This window comes from Virgibacillus oceani (genome assembly GCF_014638995.1).
GTDB classification, from domain to species: domain Bacteria; phylum Bacillota; class Bacilli; order Bacillales; family Amphibacillaceae; genus Virgibacillus_E; species Virgibacillus_E oceani.
In genome coordinates this window covers 115,556-138,135 of the sequence record NZ_BMFR01000006.1, presented here as the reverse complement: position 1 = coordinate 138,135, position 22,580 = coordinate 115,556, and the positions used below count along the sequence as shown (strand labels likewise).

The window sequence follows — 22,580 nt, the reverse complement described above, 5'->3', positions numbered from 1 at the left end:
GGATTATCCTTTATTAGGGCGATATTTATTTTCCAGCTTCTATCTCATCAACCAAAATCGAAAGCTCTGTCCATCGATCCATTTTTGCTTCTAATTGTTCTTCTACCTGTTGCTGCTTTGTAAACATCTCCTGAACTTTGCTAATATCACTTCCAGCATTGGCAATTTCCATCTGAATTTCTTCCAGCTTTGTTTCCAGTTTTGTTATCTCATCTTCTATCCCATTCCATTCCTTTTGCTCATTATAGGATAGCTTTTTCTTTTTAGCAGTCTTGTCTTTCTCTATTGCCGGGGCTTTTTTCGGCTGCCCCTGTACGACGCTGGTTTCTAAGTAATCACTATAATCCCCATTAAAATGCTCTATCGTTCCGTTGCCTGAGAAAACAAACATATGCTCAATAACCCGATCCAAAAAATAACGATCATGCGAAACAGTGATGACAACACCAGGGAATTGAGCTAGATAATCCTCAAGTACACTTAATGTCTGTGTATCTAAATCATTCGTAGGCTCATCTAGAAATAATACGTTCGGTTCAGTCATTAAAACCTTTAACAAATACAAGCGACGCTTCTCGCCACCGGAAAGTCTGCCAATATATGTCCATTGTTCTGCACGGGAAAATAAAAATCGTTCCAGCATTTGTTCTGCAGTTATTGTTTCTCCATCTTTTGTATAAATCACCTGAGCAACTTCTTTAATATAATCGATAATCCTCTTATCGTCATCCAGTTCTTCGTCATCTTGTGTGTAATAGCCGATTTTTACAGTTACACCAATTTCAATAGATCCATTATCAGGTGTATGGCGTTTTGCCATGATATTTAATAATGTTGTTTTGCCAGAGCCATTCGGACCGATTATGCCAATCCGATCACCTGGTACAACTAAATAACTAAAATCATTAATCAGCTTCTTGTTTCCATATGACTTTTCAACATGTTGAAGTTCAATTACCTTTTTACCTAATCTAGCAGATCCAACTTGAAATTCTACATTCTCTTTTCTAGTATCAAAGCTTTTCTCTTTCATTTCATGAACACGATCGATTCTTGCTTTCTGCTTTGTGGATCGCGCTTTTGCCCCACGCTTTAACCATGCAAGTTCACGCTTCAATGTATTGTGATGTTTTTGTTCAAGACTTTCTTCCAAAGCTTCCCGTTCTGCCTTTTTCTCAAGAAATAATTCATAATTACCTTCATACGCATAAAGATTTCCTTTATCTAATTCAAAAATACGATTGGTTACTCTGTTTAGAAAATACCGGTCATGTGTAACGAGCAGCAAGGCACCTTTATACGTCGCTAAAAATTTCTCCAGCCATTCAACCGTTTCATTATCGAGATGGTTTGTTGGCTCATCTAAAATTAGCAAATCGGCAGGCTGAATTAATGCCTTTGCAATAGCCACACGCTTTTTCTGACCGCCAGAGAGTTCCGTTACTTTCTTATCAAAATCCATTATGCCGAGCTTTGTAAGTACTGTTTTCGCAGCAGTGTTTGCTTCCCATGCCTCATATTGATCCATTTGCTGCTGCATGTTGATGACATGATTCTGAGCACCTTCATCGTTCGGATTGTGCTGAAGGTTCTGAAGTGCATTCTCATAGTCACGCATCACTTTCATAATCGTTGCCTCGCCATAATAAATCTGCTCAATAACAGTTAGATTTGCATCAAGTACCGGTTCCTGTGCCAGATATTCAATTTGATAGTCTTTTGCATGTTTAATCATCCCTTTTTCTGCCGAATCAATTCCAGCAATGGTTTTTAGAAAGCTGGATTTCCCGGTTCCATTAACACCAATCAAGCCAATACGATCGTGCTGTGCAATCGCACATGACACATTATTGAACAATACTTTTTCACCATATGATTTATATAAATTTTCTACTGTAAGCATCTGCTTTCCTTCCTTACTATAAAGCTAATTATGTATCTATTATAAGGGAATATGGTTTGGGGAGAAAGTAGATAACTCGTGCGATTAGCAATATCTCACGAGTTACCTACTTTGGGTTATTTCGCTTATTGATGATCTGCTTCACAAAAATCACAATTAAAAACAATAGCCACGATGTTACAACATAAAATATTATTTTACTAAGCTCATCCATTTTAGAAAAAAAGAATGCCATTCCAGTCCAAATAACCGCAATAGCCAGTATCTGATATAATAGAAACTTAATTTCAATCTCCTCCAGCTGCAAATAATCTAGTAATAGTTTATCTTATCCGCAGATTATTTGCCATAAAAAAAGCAAGAGTAATTAGCCTCCATCTCAATACTTTTAGTTGCTAAATCAAGAGAATTTTTTTTCGGGTAATGCAACAATGCAATAAAATATTAATTACCCACTTCCTTTCTTCTTATCCGTCCATACGTTTCACAAGATTAGCCATTTCAACTGCAGCAACGGCCGCTTCAGCTCCTTTATTGCCTGCTTTTGTACCAGCTCTTTCGATGGCTTGTTCAATTGTCTCTGTTGTTAATACTCCAAAGATTACTGGTTTTCCAGTTTGAAGTGAAACGCTTGAAACCCCTTTGGCCGCTTCATTGCAAACATAATCAAAATGCGGTGTTGATCCCCGAATAACGGTTCCGAGCGCAATAACTGCATCATAGTCTTTCATTGCCATCTTTTGAGCAAGCAGTGGTATTTCAAATGCTCCCGGCACCCAGGCAACATCGATATTGTCATCATGAACCCCATGTCTCTTTAATGTATCTGCTGCACCGTCTAATAATTTGCTTGTGATAAATTCATTAAATCGTGCGACAACAATTCCTACCTTTAGTTCCGTTCCTAATAAATTTCCTTCAAATGTATTTACCATCTGTTCCATCTCCTTTTAGATCTCTATTTAATGGTGAAAGTTTAATAAATGACCCATCTTGTCTAGTTTCGTATGCATGTATTTTTCATTTTCTTTTCGCGTATTTGTTTGGAGTGGTAAACGTGCTTTAATTTTTATCCCATACGGCTCTAATCCTGTCATCTTTGCAGGATTATTCGTCAATAAATCAATCTTCCTTACACCTAGATCCAGCAAAATTTGTGCACTTAGATCATATTCACGCAAATCAGGAGCAAACCCCAACTGTTCATTCGCCTCAACGGTATCAAACCCGTCATCCTGCAGCTTATATGCCCGCAGCTTATTAAGCAAACCAATCCCGCGCCCTTCCTGCCGCATATAAACTAGCACACCATTTCCAGCTTCATTGATTTTTGCAAGTGCTTCATGTAATTGCGGTCCACAATCGCAGCGATAAGAACCAAAGACATCACCCGTTAAACATTCCGAGTGGATGCGGGTTAATATTGGTTTATCTGAATCAATATTACCTTTAACCAATGCAATATGTTCCTTGTCATCAAGATCATTTGAATAACCAATAACCTTAAAGTTACCGAATTGTGTAGGTAAAACCGTTTCAACCTCGCGCTTTACATGCTGTTCATGTTTTTTACGGAAATCAATTAATTCCTCAATTGTAATCATTTTAAGGTGGAATTCATCGGCCATTTTCGTTAAATCTGGTACACGGGCCATTGTTCCATCTTCCTTAATGATTTCACAAATGACACCAGATGGAAATGCCCCGCTTAATTTAGCTAAATCAACGGATGCCTCCGTATGCCCCGGACGAGTTAGGACACCTCCCGCTTTTGCAACTAATGGAAATACGTGTCCAGGCTGTTTGAAATCTCCAGCCTTCGCATCAGGATGTAATAATGCCCGGATAGTTTTCGATCGTTCCTCTGCACTAATTCCCGTACGTGTTCCTATATGATCAACACTAACGGTAAAAGCTGTTCCAAATGGGTCAGTACTTTGACTTGTCATCATTGGAAGGCCAATTTTTTTGGCTAAATCTTCTTGAATTGTCGTACAAACCAATCCTTTACCATGTGTAATCATAAAATTTATTACATCCGGAGCTGCCATTTCTGATAAAGCAACAAGGTCACCTTCATTCTCTCTATTTTCATCATCCACTACGATGATTGGTTTTCCTTGCTTTAAATCTGCAACTGCTTCCTCGATTGTATGAAACATCTTCTCCACTTCCTTTACAAAAATTCCTTTTATCTATAAAAATGCTTGATTAATACCATCTTTATGATGGGTTAGCTGGTGATTCAATATATTTTGGACATGTTTTGCAAGCATGTCACATTCGATGTTGACAATTTCCCCCTTGCCCTTTTCACCTAAAATAGTTTCCGAAACAGTATGCGGAATAAGGGATATTGTGAAGATGTTCTCATTTACATCAAAAATAGTTAGGCTAATTCCATCAACCGCAATAGAACCTTTTTCTAATAAATACGGGCTTAGCTCCTCGTCAATCTTAACCTCATAATAAATTGCATTTTCCAGGCTTTCTTTTGATACAATTTCTCCAGTTCCATCAACATGCCCGGAAACAAAATGACCGCCAAATCTCCCATTTGCAGGCATTGACCGTTCTAAATTCACCATTGATTCAGTTTTTAGTGATGCGAGTGAGGTTGATTTAATCGTTTCTGGCATAACATCTACCTGGAAATCTGCTGGTGTGAAATTTGTTACGGTTAAACAGATACCATTTACAGAAATGCTGTCACCGACCTTCATATCTTCTATAACCTTTGAAGCACCAATCACCAGTTGAATCGCTTGATCAGATGCTTTTCGCAATTCCTTAATCGTGCCTTTTTCTTCAATTATTCCTGTAAACATCCTTATCATCCTTTCGCGGTACCGCTATAATCCTGATATCTTCATTTATCAGTTCAACCTGTTTTATATCTAACGCAAATGCTTCAGCTATAGATTGTAATCCATTACCAGCAAAAGCAGTTGGTGCCCTTTTGCCGCCAATTAATTTTGGTGCCATATATAAAATCAGTTGGTTTATATGGTTTCCCTCCAAAAATGATCCATTAATTTCAGCACCACCTTCAACAAATAAAGACATAACCCCTTTATTTCCTAAAAATTTCAGTAGTTTATTTATATTCACTTGCTCATCGTCCAGTTGAATCACATTTACTTGATTTTTTCCCTTAAATGAGTCCATTCGTTGCTCAGTTACATTTTTCCCAACAAAAATCCATGTATCCGCTTCTTGATCTTGAATAACTTTTGCTTCCAAGGGTGTTCTTAAATTAGTATCTACAATTATACGTAACGGATTCTTACCGCCATTAGGAAGTCGTGTTGTAAGACTTGGATTATCCGCAATTACCGTATTGACACCAACAAGAATGGCATCATGTTTATGGCGATATTCATGGACATCCATTCGCGCCTCTTCACCAGTAATCCATTTGCTCTCACCATTTACTGTGGCTGTCTTTCCATCAAGGCTTACTGCTGATTTTATCGTTACATAAGGGGTTTTCGTTTTTGTATAATGAAAAAATACTTCATTTACTTGTTCTGCCTCAGATTGCAGAATACCTAATTCCACTTCAATTCCAGCATTTCGAAGCTTCTCAATTCCCTGTCCAGAAACTTTTTCATTTGGATCCGTGACAGCAATAACGGTACGCTTAATCCCCATTTCAATAATTAAATCTGCACACGGAGGCGTTTTCCCAAAATGACTGCATGGTTCAAGCGTTACGTAAATCGTTGCATCTTTTGCCTTTTCCCCAGCCATTTGTAAAGCGTGGACCTCAGCATGGGCTTCACCCGCTCTTAAATGGGCACCGAAGCCAATAATTTCCCCATTCTTAACGACAACAGCACCAACAGGCGGATTAGGACTTGTTTGACCAGAGACCTTATTTGCCAGGTTTAAGGCAAATCGCATGTAATATTCATCATTCAACTAAGATTCCTCCCTTTTATGAATAAAAAAACCTCTGAATTAGCTTCAGAGGTATAAGGACAGAAATTTTAATCAGCAAGCATATATACATAAATAAAGCCTATTGTAAAAAACGATAGCCAAATAACCATTTGTTTATCATTTTACAAACATGCCTGCTGCCAAAAATTCCTTCTCCCATCCAGACTGTAACTGTCGGCTCTGGAGTTGCACCAGATCCACCGTTTGGCATGAAAACCGCACGGGTCACGGACTAAGAGGCTCACACCTCATCACCGCCGATTGGGAATTTCACCCGACCCCGAAGGAAATTATTATATGAAATTGTATATTATTTATAACTTAAATAAAGGGATATCGCAACAATTAAGGCTTGAATGATTTTGTATAAATTCATCAAAAAAATAAGCAGCAAAGGCGGCTGCTTATTTTTTTGATTGAGCTATCTCTACAAAAAGACAACCTGTTCGGGTTATAACCATCTATAATTTAAATTATACAGCTACTTAAAAACATCTGTATTAAATTCCCATGAAAATCCTTTAAAATACCCTATCCAATCAGTCCCTGTAAGTTGACCGCTTATGATAAAGGTGCCAATAAACAAGAACATAAATAAACCTATATACATATAACACTCTAGTGATTCTTTCCAGTATGATTTATTATTTTGTTTCATTTACCATTCCCTCTTTCAACGTATTATTTTCCACGATAAATAAACCTTCTAATTGCTATAGAAAGCGAATTGAATCATGTTTATACTAATACGAATTAAGAGAGGTAATTCGATTGATATTTCTTTACATCTAAAAATCCCGCAGATTCTGTTGTATTTCGAACAAAACTAAACTGATACGGAATAGATGCAGTTAGGCAAACAACCTTTTTAACAGGGGGAATTATTGGATCAGATTTATGTTCGTCATGATTCGGCAGGTTTAAAGGGCTAGTTATATGGGCAGCATCTACATCTGAAATAAACCCTGCAGATTTAACTGTGGGTTGATCAACCTGGCTGACATTTATCTGAGAAACTATTTGAAATGGCTGACTTAGAATCACTATACTAAATGCTAGAAATAGCACTAGATTGCATAATTTCTTCTTATCCAACTTTCCCCCTCCTTCCTTAAGGTAAAGCGAGTAGACCGCTCCCTGCTATTTTATCATTATTATAAAATTCTTTATACAGTATATTTCCGAAACTAAAAGGATAGCAGCATTAAATGTCGAATCTATTAAAGGATGAATCAGTAAAAAGGAGTATCTCGCATGGTTATTAACAATGAAAGAGAAATCACCCACCCTGTTTTGCTTTGTGATGATCAAGGCCAGCTGAATAAGGAAAGTATTGGTTGGGCCAAGAAACCATTCGTCACATCTAATCTGTCAGGTCAATTCATGAGAAAGAAAAAATGGAATTATTGGTGTGTTTTTGGTCAAGATGCTATGTTTTCCGCGACAATTAGCAATTTGGATTATGCTGTGGTTTGTTTTGTCTATTATTTAGAATATCGTACGAAGACCTTTTATGAAAAAACGTTTATGATCCCATTTGGCTTGAAATGTGCTATGCCAAGTGATGTTGAGGGCAGTGTTGAGGTAATACATAAAGATATGGGAATATTTTTTATCTGGAATAAAAATCATGTATCACTAAAAGTCGATTGTACTGATTTTGGCGGGGAATCTTTACGGGCCGAAATAAACATACATTACCCTGAAAAACTGGATACGTTAAACGAATGAAAAAACATTTCAATTCACCGCAAAACACCACTGTCTGCCTGCTGAGGGCAGTTTCAGTGTTGGTGACAAAACCTTTACATTTAACCCAGAGAGGGATTTTGCTGTGCTGGATTATGGTCGTGGGATTTGGCCGCGTCATAGTAAATGGAATTGGGGAATGGCATCTGGCAAACAAGGTGATGATATAATCGGTTTAAATTTTGGCGGACAATGGACAGATAATACTGGTTCAACTGAAAATGCAGTAATTTTAAATGGAATCATCACGAAAATCGGTGAGGATGTTGAATTTATTTATGACAGTAATGACTACATGAAACCATGGAGAATTGAAAGCAAGATTACTGATCAAGTATCTCTCACCTTCCACCCATATTTTGAACGAACCGCAATATCCAATGCACTTATCGTAAAATCGAATGTACACCAGATGGTCGGGCATTATGATGGAAAAATAAAACTTGCAAACGGCAACGTTCTTCATGTTGACGGACTGCACGGGTGCATAGAAGATCACAAGGCAAAATGGTGAATAACAACTAGTACATTATTACCCGGCAAAATCTACTGTTTTTCGACAGTTCTTTTGCAATTATGAAGCTGGAATTAATTTTTCCAATACATTCAGACCAGATATTTACACATGCTTTACGTTGACTCTTCAAATTAAAATGTGACCAATTATTTCACAACTAATCTACTATTTTGAAAACTATTATTTTCAATTACCATATTAGTTGAAAGACAAACTACATTTTCAAGGAGGAGAATCATGAAGAAAAAAGTATGGATTTTCGTAACTATTTGTGTACTGGCTGTGGGTAGCTTAATTGGGACGAATGGAACGAACCTAAGTGCGGACAGCGGTAAAGCAAAAGGAAAGTCCCCTAATCATGGCAAGGTTAAAAATGTAATTGTGCTTATTGGGGATGGAATGGGTCCAGCTTATACTTCGGCATATCGTTATATGAAAGATGATCCCCGAACACCGCAAAAGGAAAAGACGATTTTTGACGAACATTTTGCAGGGATGGCAACAACACATCCTGATGATCCAGAAGAAAACGTTACAGATTCAGCGGCAGCGGCAACATCAATGGCAGCCGGAATAAAAACATACAATGGAGCTATCTCTGTTGATAATGACAGAAAGCCAGTTGGGACTGTACTAGAAGCCGCTAAGGAAAACGGCATGGCAACTGGTCTAGTTGCAACATCGCAAATCAATCATGCAACACCGGCGGCTTTTGGAGCGCACGATGTTTCACGGAATAATTACAATGATATCGCCGATGATTATTTTGACGATTTGATAAAGGGCAAACACAAGGTTGATATAATGCTTGGCGGCGGCACCAGCTATTTTGACCGCAATGATCGGAATCTCATCGATGAGTTTAAACAAGATGGCTACAATTATGTGACCTCAACAGAAGAAATGCTGGCAAATGAGAGTGATAAGCTACTAGGTTTATTTGCACCAGTTGGGCTTCCAAAAGCAATCGACCGTAACGAGACTACTCCAACACTTAAGGAAATGACAACTACAGCATTGGAACAGCTGAGTGAAGACAAAGATGGGTTTTTCCTCATGGTTGAAGGCAGCCAAATTGACTGGGCAGGACATGCCAATGATTCTGTTGGTGCAATGAGTGAAATGGAAGACTTTGCAAAAGCATTTGAAGCGGTTATTGAATTTGCTAAAAAAGACAAACACACACAAGTGGTTTTAACAGCAGATCATTCAACAGGCGGATTTTCAATCGGCCGTGATGGTGAATATAATATGAATCCAGAAGTAATCAAAGCTGCAAAGCGTACTCCAGAATTTATGGCGCAAGAAATCATGGATGGGGCCTCAGTTGAGGATGTATTGTCAGATTATGTAGAATTTGATTTTACAGAAGAGGAGCTTACTGCTGTTAAAGAAGCCTATGCCACCAATGATTTTGACACTTTATACAGTGCGATTTCTAAGGTATTTAACGATCGGGCGGGTATTGGATTTACGACCGGCGGGCATACAGGCGTTGATGTTCCTGTTTATGCATATGGTCCAAAAAGTGACGTATTCTCCGGTCTAATTGATAACACAGATATCGCTAATGAAGTATTTGAATTTTTGAAGTAGTTATTGATTGGTGCCATATTTACATTATGGCACCAATCTTTTCTGTCTTTTGCTATACTAAATAAAAAATCAGTCAATTAAAAGGAGTATACATATATGGGGCTTCCAAAAGGAACAAACAATTGCATTACCGACATTCAAGGTGTAAAAGTCGGGCATGTTACCTTGTATGAGAAACTGAATGAAGAGGACACGATATGTACTGGTGTGACAGCTATTCTCCCTCATGAAGGAAATCTTTTCAACGAAAAAACCCGTGCAGGAAGTTGTGTCATAAATGGATATGGAAAAACTGCTGGTCTTGTGCAGGTTGAGGAGCTCGGTTTAATCGAATCGCCAATTATGCTGACTAACACGTTTAGCGTTGGTCCTGTCATTCAAGGGACACTGGACTATATGCTAGAAGAGAATAAAGAGATTGGTGATTCAACTAGCACTATTAATATTGTAGCAGGTGAGTGCAATGATAGTTATTTGAACTCGATCCGCCATCAAGCTGTAAAACGTGAGCATGCCGTTCAGTCGATCAAAAACGCCAAAAATGAACCTGTTGAAGAAGGTGCGGTCGGTGCTGGAAAAGGTATGGTCTGCTTCGGGTATAAAGGCGGTATTGGTACGGCATCACGGGTTGTTTCTGTTAACAACGAAAACTTTACGGTTGGCTGTCTTGTATTAAGCAATTTCGGAAAACGGGGAGATGCCCTTTTTGCGAATTGGGAGGATAAGGCGCTAGACACACCGGATGGTTCCATCATGATGATTATTGCCACAGATGCCCCGCTTTATGATCGACAGCTAAAGCGACTTGCAAAAAGATGTGCTGCTGGACTAGGACGGACAGGCAGCCATATTGATAACGGAAGCGGAGATATTGCGATTGCATTTTCAACAGCAAATCGCTGTACCCATTTCACTGATACAGCCATGGAATCTGTGACATATATTCGTGATGATCATCCAGTTATGAATCAGCTTTTCCAGGCAGTTATTGAATCAACTGAAGAAGCGATTATTAACTCGCTGAAAAAAGCTGACTCAACGGAAGGTCGGAAAGGTCGCGTTGTGGAGAAGGCTCCATTACCAGATGCGGAATAATTTAAAAGGATGAGTAACTTATAAGTTATTCATCCTCAATATTTATTTTAAGGCTATCCTCATGGCTTTAATCGGGTAAGTATCTGGTAAACTAAGCATGACAAAATCATTGTTAAACCGATTTAATTTGCTTATATGTTCCTCTATTCCAGATAGTCCTTCATATTCTACAACGTGCTTTGTCACCCTAATCATTTCATTAATTTGGGAAATCACCCTTCGATCACTTATTGGAGCATATTCAACAGACTCACATTCTTCCAGATAGGTTTCTATAACATTCTTATCAAATCCATCTGCCAAAAAATTATCTTGTATCCCCTTTTTCACCAGCAAATCGAATTGACTGAATTCCTTTTTTCTTAGGCTGCCACCTATAATAAAGTTGTACCTTGTTCATTATTCATAACGAGGCAATATTTTTTCCGTTTATACAAAAATACATGCGCATGCCATGAATATAAGCGATCGTTTTCTATCAATTGTTCTTTTGAAATCCTTATGTTCATTTGATCAGATAACTCTTTTTAGCTGGAGGAGTAACATTCTACACACCTTTCCACTCATATTTTAAGCTTAACTATTAACTGGTGTTTCAGAGTCCACATAATTTTGCTTCGTTAAATAATTATCAACTTTCTTAAAAACTAAAAAGTAACCAATCGCAACCAGTCCACTAAATACCCATCCACTTATTTGCATATATATAAGTACACTACTATAACCATCAACACCATACGATTGGATTAGCCATGCTTTTAATAGGTTTTGAAATAAACCCCTTATAACAAATAATAAGGTTAATACTTGGAACCATATAAATAGCCCTTTAGATGAATATAATGCTTGACTGCCTTTTCGTGGATATCCTTGCAAATATGCCCAATCTACTGCAAAATAAAGTGCTAATGGTTTTTTAAACACGACAGATAATAGGTATATGGCTGCATAACAGAACCCCAAATAAACTTGATTCCAAAGCATACTTTCTGCAGAAGAAGAGAGTAAATTAACCGTTGTACTGATAAATAAGGATCCCAGTATAAACATTCCCGCTATATTAAATTGACGCTCAATTATAAATCGGTAGATGGTGTAAATAAAACCAGGTACAGTGGATAATAACAAAGCAGCATAATCACCGAATGGCTCTCTACCATGTGTCCAAATAAGATATGGGATGGCTGCGTAGCATATTAAATCAAGAATTACAATGTTTTTCTTCATATATTTTCACCTGTTTGGGGTTTTTAAATAAATACTCGCAAGCCTTTTCAATAAAATTTACGACATTTTTATCAAATTGATAGAAACCTTCTAATCTATTTTCATTTAACCTATTTCGTTATAATAACGTAAAGTACATACAGTTACATTACTCATTTCCGCTAACTTTCCTATCGGATACATAAAAACCCCCCGTATCAATATTAATAACATTATACAGGGTTACGTAACGGAAGATGCAACACTTTTTATGGATTATTTCGACTTCGTTAAAAACGACTTCGGTACAGGCGCTTCAAAACGGAGCAGTTTTCCCGTTACGGGGTGCGTAAACAGCAGCACCTTTGCGTGAAGACCAAGTCGCCCAATTGCATTTCCTGTTGAACCATATTTCTTATCACCAACGACTGAATGACCTAGATCCTGCATATGGACACGAATTTGATTTTTACGCCCTGTTTCGAGCTGGACTTCCAATAAAGAGAAGCTTTTATTAGATTGCACCACTTTATAATGTGTAATTGCATGCAAACCATCATGTTTAGTTGAGCTTGAGTACATCATGTGTGTACTGCTTTCTTTCAACCATGATGATATGTAGCCCTTAGGCTTCTTAACTTCCCCTTCTACAAGCGCCACATAGGTACGTTCTTTCACATTTTCTTTCCAAGCATTTTGCAGCGTGCGCTTAACTTTTTCACTTTTAGCAAACATCATAACTCCCGATGTATCCTTATCCAGTCGATGAACGACAAAAATTCGATTTTCTGAACTTTCCCTCTGAACATGCTCCATTAGCTGGTGATGTGCTGTACGCCTCTTCTCTTTTTGTGTTGCGATGGAAAGTAAGCCAGCTTCTTTATTAATAACAATAATATCTTCATCCTCGTACAAAATGGTCATGCCAATCAACTGGCTTTCCTTTATTGCGGCTTTATTTTTTAAAACTGTAACTGTTTGTCCCGGCTGTAAGGCATAGTTATGTTTTGTTTCAATATGATCATCAATTGTCACTTGGCCGCGCGTAAGAATAGACTTTACCGAATTACGGCTGCGGTTGGACATAACCTGTAATAAAAAGGGCAGTAATTCAATACTTTCTTCAACATTATATGTAAGTGTATTATTTCGACCCTTGTGTTTGTATTTCATTGCTGTACTCCTCAGTCTTTAGTCTTCGTCTTTCACATCAATGTCTTCTGGAATTGGCTCACTAAGATATTCCTCGATCATTTTTCTATATTTCTCTATCTGATCAAAATGTGTTGTAAATTGCTCTTTATTTATTAGATATTGTTTACCATCATATACAGATCGGATACGATTTTGCAAAACGAATGCTCTAATTTTAGATTCATCAATCGATAAATATTCTGCAGTCTCTTTAATTGTAAGGTACAATGTATGGTTGATCCTTTCTCTTGGGGCATTTAGTACATTATAAAGGAAATACGCAATAATGAATAGGAAGGACTTTTAATATATAACTGGTTTTGAACAACTTTCCAAGAACTGTTGAATTTCCTCAATGGTTATTCCTAATTCCTTTGCTTCTTTAATTAACTCGACCCACTCCGTATCTAGCTCCTTTTTTGTTTCAATCATGTTCACATTCTCCCCCAAATTGTATTCTAATTTTATTGTAATGGCGTAAATATCAATGTAAACAGGTAAAGGTAAATATGTGACTTTTTTAATGACCTTCAGGCTAATAATATGACTATTCGACAAATTAAGAATGCAAGTGGTAACATATGCCAATTTATGCTAAAATGTACCTATATTACTGGAAAATTTTAAAAATTTGAGGGGATAATATGAAGAATAATTCTGCACGAACGATTTCCGTAATTTTATACATTTCATTATTCGTTGCTTTTTTGTTTCTCTATAAAAATAACCCGGATAGCCAGGGTGTTATAGCTGCATTTACTGCCAGTTTTATCCTCTTACAGATTATTAGATACTCCATCCTGCCAATTGCATCTATACCAATGAAATCAACTGCGGCAGCGATAATATTAAGCATTCAATTCTTGCTTGCTTTCGCTATCCAAATTATAGATGGGTCGTTTGTTCCGCAAATTAATTTTTTCATATTGCTTGCCGAAGCAGCTTTTTATTATCGCTTGGCTATAAGTGTTCCGTTTACATTTTTGTGCTATGCAGCATTTGCGTTAGGTGTATACATTAATCTTGATTTTCCACCATTTGATGTGGTTAGTTTTGTCATCCCGCGAATGCTTGAATATTGGTTAATTTTCGGATTTAGTTATATGGCCAGGCGCTCACAACAGCAAAGCCAGGAATTAGAAATGGCTTATCAGCACCTGCAAATCATTAACACGGAATTGGAAGAAAAGACATTGATTGAAGAACGTGTACGGCTTTCCCGGGAGATTCATGATACGGTTGGTCATACACTCACTACTACTTTAGTAGGACTCGAGTCTAGTAAACAACTGCATGCAAACGGTCAAATAGATAAAGCTTTAGATAAATTAGATATTGTTCAGGAACAGGTAAAAAGGAGTTTACGTGACATTCGAAAATCATCTAGGACCCTACATGACAACCCCTTATTTATCAATTTTAAAAATCGTTTAGAAGACTTACTTAAAAGTACATCACAGCAATCCGACATAACAATCACAAAAAACATTTCCGACATACAAAAGCTCAGACCCGATCAAGAGCTTGCGATTTATCGTTCGTTACAAGAAGGTTTAACAAATGGCATAAAGCATGGAAAAGCAACTCAATTTCATTTTTCCTTAAAAGAACTGGATGGCAGGATTCTCTTTAAATTAAGTGATGATGGAACTACAGCTGCGAAAGAAATGGAATACGGGTTTGGGCTAACCGCTATGAATGAACGTATAACTGCAATTGGCGGCAGGATGGAAATATGGACAGAGCCCGAAAATGGATGTTCCTTATCTATTTCAATTCCAATAGCAAATAAAGGTTTTCAATCGATGGAGGTCCCTAGCTAATGGATGCAATTCGTATAGCTATTGCAGATGATCATCCAATAATTCGTGATGGTTTTGAAACAATTCTCATGCTTCAGGATGATTTTAATGTTATTGGAACGGCTAGCAACGGTAAAGAGGCAATTCAGCTAGCACGCCTGGATCCCGATGTAATATTGATGGATGTTCAGATGCCAGTCCTAAGTGGAGTAGAAGCTACCAGAATAATAAAGGATAAACACCCCGGCATTTATATTCTTATGCTGACTTCACACACAAACGGCCATGATGTTATGGAGGCAATTTCCAATGGAGCAAGCGGCTTTTTATTAAAAGATTGGGAAACGGAAAAAATTATCACCTCAATTAAAGATGCATTAACAGGCAAGATGCAAATCCCTCAGACAGCCGCTTCATCTATAAAAGAACTATTACATAGCTGGCATAATGAAAACCTTCATGATAAAGCATGGAATAAGTTTGGATTATCAGAAAGAGAAATGGAAATCGCAAACTTGCTTGTACAAGGTTTCAGAAATGCTGAAATTGCCAGGAAGCTGTTTTTATCAATCGGAACAGTAAAGAACTATACTTCATCTTTATATAAAAAACTTGAAGTCAGGACAAGGAGAGAGGCAATTATTCGATTAAAAAATGAAAACTAGGCTTGCTCGGTACCCAAGTGGTGATCCGGTTTCCCTAGAACGGGAATCATCAGCAATATAGTCATTATGATCGCTATTTATTAACAAGCATCCAATCTTGGTATCAGTTAGTTTAGCATTTTGGCTTTTCGGCATTAAATCAGTGAAATTTAGAGATAGTGAGGGCGCAAATACATCACGAATTAATTCTTTGCTTTTCACTTGTATCATTTTTCTTATATTGATTGCTGCTGTATTGTTTATCCGATTCCGGTATTGGATTGGACTTTTTCTTCTTTCGATATTTGTCAGCTAACGTTTCTACCTTTGTAAATGCCCATTGCAATGCGATTCCCTGAACAACAATTCCTAAAATAGAAATACCAGTTAAAGTCCAGATTGCTGCCTGGTTCCCAATTATATAAATTTCGTGTCCAAAAAACAGTAAATAGCCAAATACAACGAACAATGCATCATAATAAGTTTGTATAGAGCTTTCTACATTCCAAATAAATAGGGATTCAGCAAACAATATTACAAGAATTATAGATCCGATTAGACTCATGGATTGAAAGGATAGTTTTTCAATATAGGGTGAAATATAATATTTCGTAATCGTCTTTATTCGGAATAAGTATATGATGCGTACGATTCTGGCAATCTGGAAAAATTGATCAAATGGGATAATGGCAATCACAAGAAATGGATTTTGCTTGATAAAGTTCCACTTTTCCTTAGATACGGTTAATCGGACGACAAAGTCTATAAAAAACACTGCCCACACAATCCAATTTATTGTTGAGTTGTATGTGTTTTCACTCCAAAGCGTAACGATTGTAAGCATGACAAGCAGTATCATAATACTCTCGTATGTCGTTTTCATTATTTGTTGCATACTACCCCTCTTTTAAATCTCTCTTATTTCTATTATATAAAAATCGCAGTTAAGTGTTTATCGATCAAAATCCTGTCGTTAACCTGGCTTAATTAACAGGCGTTTCAGAAAGCGGAGTGTACACGGGATGCGGGTACGGATAGACACAAAATTTCAAACTCAGCAAAATACTTACGTTACAGTTTTGCCATTTGTATTAAAAGCAACAGCATTTTGGAACTGCCATATAAAATAAAATCAGGTTCCCTAAAAAGGGAAATCCTGATTTATTTCATGTGGCTATTTTGCAAGAACATCATGATATGCTGGAGTATTCTCCATCTTCTTTTTAGCATAAGAACATTCGGGAATTATCTTTTTCCCCTCATCCCTTGCATAATTAACTGCCTTTTCAACAAGCTTTCCAGCAACCCCTTCTCCGCGAAGGTCCTCCGAAACAAATGTATGCTCAATAATTATTTTATCATTGTCGGATGGAACAAAGGTTATCTCTGCTAACGGATCTTTTTCATTTTCTCCAACGAAGAATTTATTTTCACCTTTTCTAATGGTAACCATTATACTCCTCCTTGTATATTAACTATGAAACATAGGCAATGTAACAATAATCATCATAAGAAATAAGATTGTCAAATAATTTAATGAGAACACAAAATTTATGCGTGCCCATTTCCGATCATTTTTCATAAAAAATCCACTAGCCCCAACCACTATCCAAACAATATTTAAAATAGTGGCTACCACAACAAAAGCTGTCCCTAATGACATAAGATAAAAAGGCAGCGGCAATAAACATACAATATATACTAACGTTTGCCTTTTGGTAAGCTCAAAGCCATGGACGACTGGAAGCATTGGAACTCCTGCTGCTTTATATTCATCATACCGTTTTATTGCAATGGAAAATGTATGAGGAATTTGCCAAATAAACAGGATAATAAACAGCATAATCGGAACAACATGGAAAGCTGAATCTATTGCAGCCCATCCAATTAAAGGTGTAACTGCACCGGAAACACTTCCAATTATTGTATTAAGTGTATACTTTCGCTTTGACCAGAATGTATACAAAACAACATACGTAAACCATCCAACAAATGCATATATACTTGCTTCAACTGATGTGAATAGCAGCAAAACAAAACCAAGTATACTCGCTGAAATCCCTACCCATAATATAACGTTCATGGAAATGTTCCCGGTAACAGTTGGTCGTCTTTTGGTTCGCTGCATGACGGTATCAAGATCGACCTCATACCAATTGTTTAGTATCAATGCACCTGCCATTATCAATGTACTTCCAGCAATTGTCAGTACGAAAACATCCCAATACGCAGCAAATGCCGAATCAGTAAAGTAAAGCGCCAGCCAGAATCCTGTAAAAACAGGAAGGACATTAGCAATTAATACGATTCCTTTTAAAAGTTCCTTTAGATCTATGAAAATGGATGTAGTTTGCTTCTCTCCTATATCCGTAATCGATGGATTTTCTTTCATTACATATCTTCCCCTTCAAAGCTGTACAAAAAAACATGCATATTAAAATTATACTCCTTCCCATTGTAATGGTTTTGGTGAAAATAATTAAGCAATATGGTTACATAATCAATTGATTTTCCAGCTTATCTTTTATCTAAAACAAGACAAACTAATAGGAAGGAGGTTTTGATATGACAAAGAAAAGCAAAAGTAAACACAAAAGTAAAGAAGAAATAAACGCATTACGTTCAGGTACAAAAGGTGGTAAGAAGCTGCATGGTCCAAACCGCCCTTCTTCATGAGGATAGTTTGGAGATAAAGCTACACGGTTCCTAAAAGGTCCTTGTAGCTTTTTTCTCCACCATTCAATAAATCATTTCCCAGTAAGTATATTGCATTATCTTCAATCTCTGCTTTAAAATTAATGTATACCCACAAAGGAGGCGAAGGTTAAGTGCAAAATCTTACATTTGAATCAGCATGGTCCAAGACTATTTCCAATAAAGATCGCAAACAAATTGAACGGGCTTTTTCGGATGCAGTGTTCGATACAGTTAATAGCATTTATCTGTCACCATTATGGCAGGCAATAAACCACAAAAATCACTTATTGATTACAGTTCTTATCCACAATACAACTCAGCAGGATCTTTCTTTTCATAATACAAAAATGCGGTATATAGAGGGCAATCAAATAGTTGCAGAACATTCCTTTACAATCCCTTCACTGGTTATTGAGCCACAGACCAGTATGCCATGGACATTTATTTTCCCAGTTGACAGTATGCGGATTCGTGCAGCACTGAAGAATGGGAAATTAGAAATAGTTGATTCGGAATAATTTCCAAAGTTAAAAACGGCATGGGCAGACATCCCACCCATGCGCCATTTTATTTTGTTACTGAAATTTCCCCGTTATTGGTTTCCAATTTAATTACGTATTCTCCATTACCAAAAACGGCATTACCACTATACTTATCAAAAATATTAATGTCACCATTATCAACATGTACATTAAATGTTGCATTTGTTGGCTCACGGTCGGTTTGAATAGTAATTCTGCCATTATCACATTCCAGTTCAATTGGACGATCTAAATTTTTAGTTACCAGGGATATTTCTCCATTATCCGTTTCCCCTTCAATTTCCCCTTCAACATTTCTAAGCGATAGTTTTCCATTATCTGAAGCAACATTAACATAATGAGCCATAATGTCTTCCAATTCAATATGCCCGTTATTCGTTTCAGCGTGAATCTCTTTAATGTTTAACTGCTCTGCGTGTGCACTTCCATTATCGATGTCCACCTGCAATGTTTCATACATTTTCTCGGGTAAATATACTTTTAATGTTAGGGATGTGCCAATAAAATCAAAGAAATGAAACATGTTATGATCATTGACTTCAATAGCCAATGTGTTTCCTTTCACATCTGCAGATAAATAATTTTCCTTATCCGATGAACTCTTACCTATTAGCTCTACTTTTGTTGTTGAATCCTTTGTTGAAATAATTTCTACCTGTTCATTATCTGCATCAATTTCAACATTTGCAATGTCATTATTATTTATTATTTTTTTCTCATCGACTGTAACGGGGTTATTTATAGAATTAAATGTAATGATACTTCCGATTAAACCAACCAATATAAGCATGAGTGCAATGGTAAAAAGTTTTTTTCTATTCATCATTTTTTAACCCACCTTTCACAAGTGATACATTATATTTCAAATACCGCAGAAACTGTGCCATTAATACCTTTGTGCCGTAATACATGCCAACAGTTATAAAAATCCCCGCTCCACATAGCGCCATGGAGAAAAATAATTCAAACCATTCGAATCCACCTGGGTATATTACGATATCAATTAATAACAATAGCGGGGAGACTATAAATGCAATCCCAGATGCCCAGCCGGCAAACACCACTGCAGCTAACCCAATAAATGGTCCAAGCACAATAATTAAGTTGAAAAACCCTAAGCCTATAACAGCCCAAACTGCCCGAATGATGTTACCTGTCGTAGCCGTTGTTTCTACTTTTTCCAAATGATAGGTGGCAAGTAATTCTTTCGCAATCTGATTTGGCGAACCCAATGAATCAGCAATTTGTTCCTCACTTTTACCTTCCACAGAACCATTCGCAAAATGCTCCTCAAAGTCCTGCAAAATATCCTCACGCTCTTCAGAAGAAAGCCCTTTTAGGGATGAATTCAGCTGGTTTAAGAATTGAAATTTAGTCACTGTTAACACCTTCCTTTATTAATTGATTGACACCTTGCGAAAACACCTTCCACTCTTGCATTAGTTCGTGAAGGTATTCTCTGCCTTTTTCTGTCAGCTTGTAGTACTTGCGCGATGGACCCTCTGTCGATTCCCGCAGATATGTTGTGAAGTATTCTTCTTTTTTTAATCGTCTTAATAGCGGGTACACAGAACCTTCTGATATCTCAATTTGGTCAGATATTTTTTGAACTAGTTCATAACCATAACGATCTTGCTTATCCAGTAAGACGAGGACACAAAGCTTTAAAACACCTTTTTTAAATTGAACGTCCATTGTAGATCACTCCATATTCAATTTTGCTCTAACAGTTATTGACTGGTACTATTCATTATATAGTACCGGTCAATAAAATATACCATGCAGTATTATTCAATGCAAGGTACTAAACTAAAATTACTTCAAAAAGTATCTTTAGGAAATAATTATTATTTTTTTAATGAGCAAAAAAAGGGACTTCATCCTAATTTGGATCAAGCCCATCAGTTAATCTCTTTTTCATTTACAGCATTTTAGTCCTCAAGCTTCCAAGCTGGGTTCCAAGCCACTTCCCATAAATGGCCATTTGGATCCTGAAAGTGACCGGAATACCCGCCCCAAAAAGTATCGTGTGCTGGGTCCGTGATCGTAGCACCAGCCTTTTTCGCTTGTGCCATTACCAGGTCAGCTTCCTTTTTGCTGCCTACATTATGGCCAATCGTAAATTCAGTCGGACTTGCTGGGGATAGCTCTACCTTTGTTTCATATGCGAGATCCTCTCGCTTCCAAATAGCAAGCTTTAACCCTGCCTGTAAATCAAAGAAGGCAACAGCTCCATGTTCAAATTCCTTGCCAACAATGCCTTCTGTCGGCAGTCCCAGTCCGTCCCGGTAAAATTCCAATGATTTCTCCAAATCATCTACCCCTAATGTAATTACAGTGATTCGTGGTTTCATAAATTAACGATACCTCCTCCTCTAATCTGTTACTATTATCTCGAATGTATTCACCATTGTATTGTAAAAAACGGACATGTTCATTAGTTCAAAAAATTTGATTAGGCGTTAACCCATAGTAGCGTTTGAAATTGTTAATAAAGTGAGACTGATCATAATACCCATTCCGCAGCGCAATATCAGTAATATGTGACTGTTTATCATGAAAAGTCTCCTGCAATACACCCTGAAATCGTATAATGCTTAATAGTTCCTTTGGGTTGATGCCTAACTCCTTTTGGAATGTTCTTCTTATCGTTCTTTCACTATAGCAGAGCTTTTCTGTTAAGACCTGAATCGAAATCATTCCTTTGGTAGCATACATATACTGCATGCTTGTTTGCAGTAATCTTTCCATTTTTAATTCATGCAAGGATAGAATCTTTACTAATTGATCTTCAATTCTTTTAATCTTTTCTGAAATTCCATTGGCAGTAATCAATTTTTCCATCATGAACACTGCTTCATTTCCCCATATATCCTCAAGAAACACATGATATTCTGTAAAATTGGAAACCGGATATCCTAAAACGTATTGCACTGTATCCGAAAAAAAGCGTATACCTAATAAGGTTTGACTTTCGGAAAGATTCAAAGCTTCGAATCTGGTCATCAACCCAGCTACAAATGCTCCTTTTGAAAGAGAAGGTGATCTCAAATCAAAGATAATATCCACGCATCCATCGGGAATGATTCGATGCAATATATCTGTATCGGATGCCTGATAGTCCACAGTCCAATAGCAAGCAACGTAAGGTTCTAAATTCTTACTCGGCGGATATTCCTTATAGTTATAATTGTCCACTAAAGAATTGCCTTGTAATGCAGGAGGCTGTATAGGACGATAGGGTTGCATAAAAATTCCCCAATTCATATTATTTTATTTTCTCTTTAAACGCATTCCTTTTAAAATGGTTATCGTATCCGTGCTGAGAAACTTTTCGTACGCTTCACTCTTTACATCATAAATTGCAATTTTACCTTCATCATCATAATGTAAACCCCATCCATATTTTTTAACCAAGGGAGATGCTCTAAAACATGCTTTAGGTTTTACAAAAAATTGCTCACGGAGTTCATCTAATTGATCCGAATCGATTTGATTCTTTATCAGGTAGGTTTTAAATTGTACATCCTTTTGTGTATATTTATATGGATTCTGCTTAAGTATGTCATATTCAATAGAAGCAATCGTAGGTTTATTATTTCTTGGTGCAGGTACAATGGCGGCAGTAACGTTTGAATCCTCTGAAATTTTAATAAACGTGTTCGTGTAACTCATATAATGCCTCCCTTA

General features: G+C 37.0%; 27 protein-coding genes, 1 pseudogene and 1 riboswitch. Of the genes and pseudogenes, 7 read left to right on the top strand and 21 right to left on the bottom strand.

The annotated features are described in order from the left end of the window. Positions 1–25: 25 nt before the first annotated feature. The 7 genes from IEV74_RS09590 to IEV74_RS09560 all read right to left on the bottom strand — a co-directional run bounded on the left by IEV74_RS09590 (position 26) and on the right by IEV74_RS09560 (position 6,943). Positions 26–1,903, bottom strand: a complete 1,878-nt coding sequence (locus IEV74_RS09590; protein ID WP_188455157.1) for an ABC-F family ATP-binding cassette domain-containing protein — start codon at positions 1,901–1,903, stop codon at positions 26–28. 106 nt (positions 1,904–2,009) lie between these two features. Beyond that, positions 2,010–2,210, bottom strand: a complete 201-nt coding sequence (locus tag IEV74_RS09585; protein ID WP_229683115.1) for a hypothetical protein — start codon at positions 2,208–2,210, stop codon at positions 2,010–2,012. A 160-nt stretch (positions 2,211–2,370) separates the two neighbouring features. After that, positions 2,371–2,838 (bottom strand): 6,7-dimethyl-8-ribityllumazine synthase, encoded by a 468-nt coding sequence (gene ribH / locus IEV74_RS09580; RefSeq protein ID WP_188455156.1) that lies wholly within the window; start codon positions 2,836–2,838, stop codon positions 2,371–2,373. A 27-nt stretch (positions 2,839–2,865) separates the two neighbouring features. Further along, the gene (locus tag IEV74_RS09575; protein ID WP_188455155.1) at positions 2,866–4,065 is read right to left on the bottom strand and encodes a bifunctional 3,4-dihydroxy-2-butanone-4-phosphate synthase/GTP cyclohydrolase II; all 1,200 of its coding nucleotides are present in this window, start codon (positions 4,063–4,065) and stop codon (positions 2,866–2,868) included. Between the two features lie 33 nt (positions 4,066–4,098). Next, positions 4,099–4,731 carry a riboflavin synthase gene (gene ribE / locus IEV74_RS09570; protein WP_188455154.1) on the bottom strand — a complete coding sequence of 211 codons (633 nt, stop codon included), beginning with the start codon at positions 4,729–4,731 and terminating at the stop codon, positions 4,099–4,101. Then, a complete protein-coding gene (gene ribD, locus IEV74_RS09565; RefSeq protein ID WP_188455153.1) occupies positions 4,712–5,827 on the bottom strand; it encodes a bifunctional diaminohydroxyphosphoribosylaminopyrimidine deaminase/5-amino-6-(5-phosphoribosylamino)uracil reductase RibD in 1,116 nt (371 codons plus the stop codon). Before ribD ends, ribE begins: the two co-directional genes overlap by 20 nt. 165 nt (positions 5,828–5,992) lie before the next feature. Further along, positions 5,993–6,140, bottom strand: a riboswitch (FMN riboswitch). A gap of 461 nt (positions 6,141–6,601) precedes the next feature. Continuing rightward, on the bottom strand, positions 6,602–6,943 hold the full coding sequence (locus IEV74_RS09560; RefSeq protein WP_188455152.1) for a hypothetical protein: 342 nt from the start codon (positions 6,941–6,943) through the stop codon (positions 6,602–6,604). A 159-nt stretch (positions 6,944–7,102) separates the two neighbouring features. On the opposite strand from IEV74_RS09560, the gene IEV74_RS19920 reads away from it, so the two are divergent. The 4 genes from IEV74_RS19920 to IEV74_RS09545 all read left to right on the top strand — a co-directional run bounded on the left by IEV74_RS19920 (position 7,103) and on the right by IEV74_RS09545 (position 10,805). Continuing rightward, a complete protein-coding gene (locus tag IEV74_RS19920; protein WP_308418988.1) occupies positions 7,103–7,579 on the top strand; it encodes a DUF2804 family protein in 477 nt (158 codons plus the stop codon). Between the two features lie 34 nt (positions 7,580–7,613). Further along, positions 7,614–8,111: a DUF2804 domain-containing protein gene (locus tag IEV74_RS19915; RefSeq protein WP_308418989.1), complete on the top strand. Its 498-nt coding sequence runs from the start codon at positions 7,614–7,616 to the stop codon at positions 8,109–8,111. Between the two features lie 240 nt (positions 8,112–8,351). Beyond that, positions 8,352–9,710, top strand: coding sequence for an alkaline phosphatase (locus IEV74_RS09550; RefSeq protein WP_188455151.1), 1,359 nt, complete (start codon positions 8,352–8,354; stop codon positions 9,708–9,710). A 96-nt stretch (positions 9,711–9,806) separates the two neighbouring features. After that, positions 9,807–10,805, top strand: a complete 999-nt coding sequence (locus tag IEV74_RS09545; protein WP_188455150.1) for a DmpA family aminopeptidase — start codon at positions 9,807–9,809, stop codon at positions 10,803–10,805. Positions 10,806–10,847: 42 nt separating this feature from the next. On the opposite strand, the pseudogene IEV74_RS19985 reads toward IEV74_RS09545, so the two are convergent. From IEV74_RS19985 to IEV74_RS09520, 5 genes and pseudogenes are all read right to left on the bottom strand, one after another. Further along, positions 10,848–11,314 (bottom strand): annotated as a pseudogene (locus tag IEV74_RS19985) (DUF6933 domain-containing protein). A 67-nt stretch (positions 11,315–11,381) separates the two neighbouring features. After that, positions 11,382–12,032, bottom strand: a complete 651-nt coding sequence (locus IEV74_RS09535; protein WP_188455148.1) for a VC0807 family protein — start codon at positions 12,030–12,032, stop codon at positions 11,382–11,384. Between the two features lie 255 nt (positions 12,033–12,287). Then, positions 12,288–13,184 (bottom strand): RluA family pseudouridine synthase, encoded by an 897-nt coding sequence (locus IEV74_RS09530; protein WP_188455147.1) that lies wholly within the window; start codon positions 13,182–13,184, stop codon positions 12,288–12,290. Positions 13,185–13,202: 18 nt separating this feature from the next. Next, the gene (locus IEV74_RS09525; RefSeq protein WP_188455146.1) at positions 13,203–13,433 is read right to left on the bottom strand and encodes an excisionase family DNA-binding protein; all 231 of its coding nucleotides are present in this window, start codon (positions 13,431–13,433) and stop codon (positions 13,203–13,205) included. Positions 13,434–13,508: 75 nt separating this feature from the next. Beyond that, entirely contained in the window at positions 13,509–13,637 is a 129-nt protein-coding gene (locus IEV74_RS09520) for an anti-repressor SinI family protein (protein ID WP_188455145.1), read from the bottom strand. A gap of 212 nt (positions 13,638–13,849) precedes the next feature. On the opposite strand from IEV74_RS09520, the gene IEV74_RS09515 reads away from it, so the two are divergent. Continuing rightward, entirely contained in the window at positions 13,850–15,028 is a 1,179-nt protein-coding gene (locus IEV74_RS09515) for a sensor histidine kinase (protein WP_188455144.1), read from the top strand. Further along, positions 15,028–15,672, top strand: a complete 645-nt coding sequence (locus IEV74_RS09510; protein ID WP_188455143.1) for a response regulator — start codon at positions 15,028–15,030, stop codon at positions 15,670–15,672. Before IEV74_RS09515 ends, IEV74_RS09510 begins: the two co-directional genes overlap by 1 nt. 175 nt (positions 15,673–15,847) lie before the next feature. On the opposite strand, the gene IEV74_RS09505 is transcribed toward IEV74_RS09510, so the two are convergent. The 3 genes from IEV74_RS09505 to cyoE form a co-directional block, all read right to left on the bottom strand. Then, on the bottom strand, positions 15,848–16,546 hold the full coding sequence (locus IEV74_RS09505; protein ID WP_229683114.1) for a transporter: 699 nt from the start codon (positions 16,544–16,546) through the stop codon (positions 15,848–15,850). A 279-nt stretch (positions 16,547–16,825) separates the two neighbouring features. Next, entirely contained in the window at positions 16,826–17,104 is a 279-nt protein-coding gene (locus IEV74_RS09500; protein ID WP_188455142.1) for a GNAT family N-acetyltransferase, read from the bottom strand. Between the two features lie 18 nt (positions 17,105–17,122). Beyond that, entirely contained in the window at positions 17,123–18,043 is a 921-nt protein-coding gene (cyoE, locus tag IEV74_RS09495; protein ID WP_188455141.1) for a heme o synthase, read from the bottom strand. 436 nt (positions 18,044–18,479) lie between these two features. Between cyoE and IEV74_RS09490 the strand changes: the two genes are divergently transcribed. Then, the gene (locus tag IEV74_RS09490; protein ID WP_188455140.1) at positions 18,480–18,866 is read left to right on the top strand and encodes an SLAP domain-containing protein; all 387 of its coding nucleotides are present in this window, start codon (positions 18,480–18,482) and stop codon (positions 18,864–18,866) included. 49 nt (positions 18,867–18,915) lie between these two features. Here IEV74_RS09490 and IEV74_RS09485 read toward each other — a convergent pair whose 3' ends face one another. The 6 genes from IEV74_RS09485 to IEV74_RS09460 form a co-directional block, all read right to left on the bottom strand. Next, a complete protein-coding gene (locus IEV74_RS09485) occupies positions 18,916–19,716 on the bottom strand; it encodes a DUF4097 family beta strand repeat-containing protein (RefSeq protein WP_188455139.1) in 801 nt (266 codons plus the stop codon). Next, on the bottom strand, positions 19,706–20,269 hold the full coding sequence (locus IEV74_RS09480) for an HAAS signaling domain-containing protein (protein ID WP_188455138.1): 564 nt from the start codon (positions 20,267–20,269) through the stop codon (positions 19,706–19,708). Before IEV74_RS09480 ends, IEV74_RS09485 begins: the two co-directional genes overlap by 11 nt. Next, positions 20,262–20,585 (bottom strand): PadR family transcriptional regulator, encoded by a 324-nt coding sequence (locus IEV74_RS09475; protein ID WP_188455137.1) that lies wholly within the window; start codon positions 20,583–20,585, stop codon positions 20,262–20,264. The genes IEV74_RS09480 and IEV74_RS09475 overlap by 8 nt, the downstream gene beginning before the upstream one ends. Positions 20,586–20,821: 236 nt before the next feature. Continuing rightward, a complete protein-coding gene (locus IEV74_RS09470) occupies positions 20,822–21,244 on the bottom strand; it encodes a VOC family protein (RefSeq protein ID WP_188455136.1) in 423 nt (140 codons plus the stop codon). An 88-nt stretch (positions 21,245–21,332) separates the two neighbouring features. After that, complete coding sequence (locus IEV74_RS09465; RefSeq protein ID WP_188455135.1) at positions 21,333–22,157, bottom strand: helix-turn-helix transcriptional regulator; 825 nt, start codon at positions 22,155–22,157, stop codon at positions 21,333–21,335. Between the two features lie 6 nt (positions 22,158–22,163). Further along, on the bottom strand, positions 22,164–22,565 hold the full coding sequence (locus IEV74_RS09460; RefSeq protein ID WP_188455134.1) for a DUF6157 family protein: 402 nt from the start codon (positions 22,563–22,565) through the stop codon (positions 22,164–22,166). Positions 22,566–22,580 lie beyond the last annotated feature (15 nt).

Coding starts and splice junctions, on each gene's coding strand:
- IEV74_RS09590 (WP_188455157.1), bottom strand. CDS start 1,903: ATGCTTACAGTAGAAAATTTATATAAATCATATGGTGAAAAAGTATTG.
- ribH (WP_188455156.1), bottom strand. CDS start 2,838: ATGGTAAATACATTTGAAGGAAATTTATTAGGAACGGAACTAAAGGTA.
- IEV74_RS09575 (WP_188455155.1), bottom strand. CDS start 4,065: ATGTTTCATACAATCGAGGAAGCAGTTGCAGATTTAAAGCAAGGAAAA.
- ribE (WP_188455154.1), bottom strand. CDS start 4,731: ATGTTTACAGGAATAATTGAAGAAAAAGGCACGATTAAGGAATTGCGA.
- IEV74_RS19920 (WP_308418988.1), top strand. CDS start 7,103: ATGGTTATTAACAATGAAAGAGAAATCACCCACCCTGTTTTGCTTTGT.
- IEV74_RS09550 (WP_188455151.1), top strand. CDS start 8,352: ATGAAGAAAAAAGTATGGATTTTCGTAACTATTTGTGTACTGGCTGTG.
- IEV74_RS09545 (WP_188455150.1), top strand. CDS start 9,807: ATGGGGCTTCCAAAAGGAACAAACAATTGCATTACCGACATTCAAGGT.
- IEV74_RS09535 (WP_188455148.1), bottom strand. CDS start 12,032: ATGAAGAAAAACATTGTAATTCTTGATTTAATATGCTACGCAGCCATC.
- IEV74_RS09530 (WP_188455147.1), bottom strand. CDS start 13,184: ATGAAATACAAACACAAGGGTCGAAATAATACACTTACATATAATGTT.
- IEV74_RS09520 (WP_188455145.1), bottom strand. CDS start 13,637: ATGATTGAAACAAAAAAGGAGCTAGATACGGAGTGGGTCGAGTTAATT.
- IEV74_RS09515 (WP_188455144.1), top strand. CDS start 13,850: ATGAAGAATAATTCTGCACGAACGATTTCCGTAATTTTATACATTTCA.
- IEV74_RS09510 (WP_188455143.1), top strand. CDS start 15,028: ATGGATGCAATTCGTATAGCTATTGCAGATGATCATCCAATAATTCGT.
- IEV74_RS09505 (WP_229683114.1), bottom strand. CDS start 16,546: ATGCAACAAATAATGAAAACGACATACGAGAGTATTATGATACTGCTT.
- IEV74_RS09500 (WP_188455142.1), bottom strand. CDS start 17,104: ATGGTTACCATTAGAAAAGGTGAAAATAAATTCTTCGTTGGAGAAAAT.
- cyoE (WP_188455141.1), bottom strand. CDS start 18,043: ATGAAAGAAAATCCATCGATTACGGATATAGGAGAGAAGCAAACTACA.
- IEV74_RS09485 (WP_188455139.1), bottom strand. CDS start 19,716: ATGATGAATAGAAAAAAACTTTTTACCATTGCACTCATGCTTATATTG.
- IEV74_RS09475 (WP_188455137.1), bottom strand. CDS start 20,585: ATGGACGTTCAATTTAAAAAAGGTGTTTTAAAGCTTTGTGTCCTCGTC.
- IEV74_RS09470 (WP_188455136.1), bottom strand. CDS start 21,244: ATGAAACCACGAATCACTGTAATTACATTAGGGGTAGATGATTTGGAG.
- IEV74_RS09465 (WP_188455135.1), bottom strand. CDS start 22,157: ATGAATTGGGGAATTTTTATGCAACCCTATCGTCCTATACAGCCTCCT.
- IEV74_RS09460 (WP_188455134.1), bottom strand. CDS start 22,565: ATGAGTTACACGAACACGTTTATTAAAATTTCAGAGGATTCAAACGTT.